General features: G+C 66.9%; 1 protein-coding gene. It reads left to right on the top strand.

What is annotated here, in order from left to right; genetic code table 11:
- On the top strand, positions 1-1749 hold a 1749-nt coding region (locus ACFDR9_RS27575; protein WP_409033062.1), incomplete at both ends, for a beta-ketoacyl synthase N-terminal-like domain-containing protein.

Here is a 1749-nt window from a genome sequence, read left to right as displayed (position 1 = left end):
CAACCAGCCGCCTGTTTCCCCTCCCCCTCCCCCTCCCCCCCCCCCCCCCTTCCCCCCCCCCCCCCCCCCTCCCCCCCCCCCCCCCCCCCCCCCCCCCGCAGCCGCAGCAACCGGCGCTGACAGCGGCGCTGGGCCAGCAGTTGAAGAAAATGTTCGGCAGCGTCCTCAAACTGTCGATGGAGAAGATCGACCTGGATCAAGGTTTTGAGTACTATGGCGTCGATTCGGTCCTGGTCACGCAGCTCAACGCGCGCCTGGAAGAGGTGTTCGGCGTCTTGCCCAAGACGTTGTTTTACGAGTGCGCCAGCTTGCGCGCGCTAGGCGCCTATTTGCTGGCGCGGCACCGGCCCGCCTGCCTGCAATGGAGCGGCGTGCAGTCGCCGGGCGAGGCCCTGCCCGCGGCGGCGGCGCCCGGCGCAACCGACCTCGCGGCGGGTGCGGTTGCGCCGCGCCGCGCCAGGAAGGCGCTTGCCCGCTCCGCCGGCCCTGGCCGGGTCGGCGCGGCGGCGCCATTGCAGCGCGCCGAGCGCGAGGCGATCGCCATTATCGGCGTCAGCGGCCGTTATCCGCAGGCCCGCAACATCGATGAGTTCTGGTCCAATCTGCGGGCAGGCCGGGATTGCATCAGCGAGATCCCGGCCGAGCGCTGGGCGCTGGACGGCTTTTTCGACAGCACGCCCGGAGCGGGCGCCAGTTACAGCAAATGGGGCGGTTTTGTCGACGGCTTCGCCGAGTTCGACCCCTTATTCTTCCGCATATCGCCGCTTGAAGCGCTCGGCATGGATCCGCAGGAGCGCTTGTTCGTCGAAACCTGCTGGTCCGTGTTGGAAGACGCCGGCTACACCAGGGAACAACTGTTGCAGCAATATGGCAGCCGGGTCGGTGTGTTCGCCGGCGTGACGAAAACCGGATTCGAGCTGTACGGGGCGCAGCCGGGCAGCCAGGTTCTGCCGCGCACCTCGTTCGCCTCGGTGGCGAACCGGGTGTCCTACCTGCTCGACCTGAAGGGGCCGAGCATGCCGATCGACACCATGTGTTCGTCGTCCCTGACCGCGATCCACGAGGCATGCGAGCATATTCACCGCGGCGAGTGCGACATGGCCATCGCCGGCGGCGTGAACCTGTATCTGCACCCGTCCAATTACACGGCCCTGTGCTCGCAGCGCATGCTGTCGGAAGACGGCCAGTGCAAAAGCTTCGGCGCGAACGGCAATGGCTTCGTGCCCGGCGAAGGCGTGGGCGCGGTCTTGCTCAAGCGTTTGTCGGCGGCCGAAGCGGACCAGGACCATATCTACGGCGTGATCCGCGCCAGCAGCATCAATCACGGCGGCAAAACCAATGGTTATATGGTGCCCAATCCACAAGTGCAGGCCGAGGTGATCCGCGACGCGCTCGACAAAGCCGGAATTGATGCGCGCAGCGTCAGTTATATCGAGGCGCACGGCACCGGCACCGCGCTGGGCGATCCGATCGAAATCCGCGGGCTGGCGCAGGCGTTTGGACGGGATACGCAGGAGCGCCAGTTTTGCGCGATCGGCTCGGCCAAGTCGAACATCGGCCATTGCGAAAGCGCGGCCGGCATCGCCGGCCTGACCAAGGTGCTGCTGCAAATGCGCCATGGCCAGCTGGCGCCGTCGCTGCATGCGCGCGCGCTCAATCCGAATATCGATTTTTCGGCGACGCCGTTCGTGGTGCAGCAGGAGCTGGCCGACTGGACGCGTCCGAGCGTGAACATCGACGGCGTGCTGC

Source organism: Janthinobacterium sp. CG_23.3 (assembly GCF_046115965.1).
GTDB lineage: Bacteria > Pseudomonadota > Gammaproteobacteria > Burkholderiales > Burkholderiaceae_D > Janthinobacterium.
Note: the sequence above shows the minus strand (reverse complement) of the source record. Positions and strands in the feature narration are given on the sequence as shown.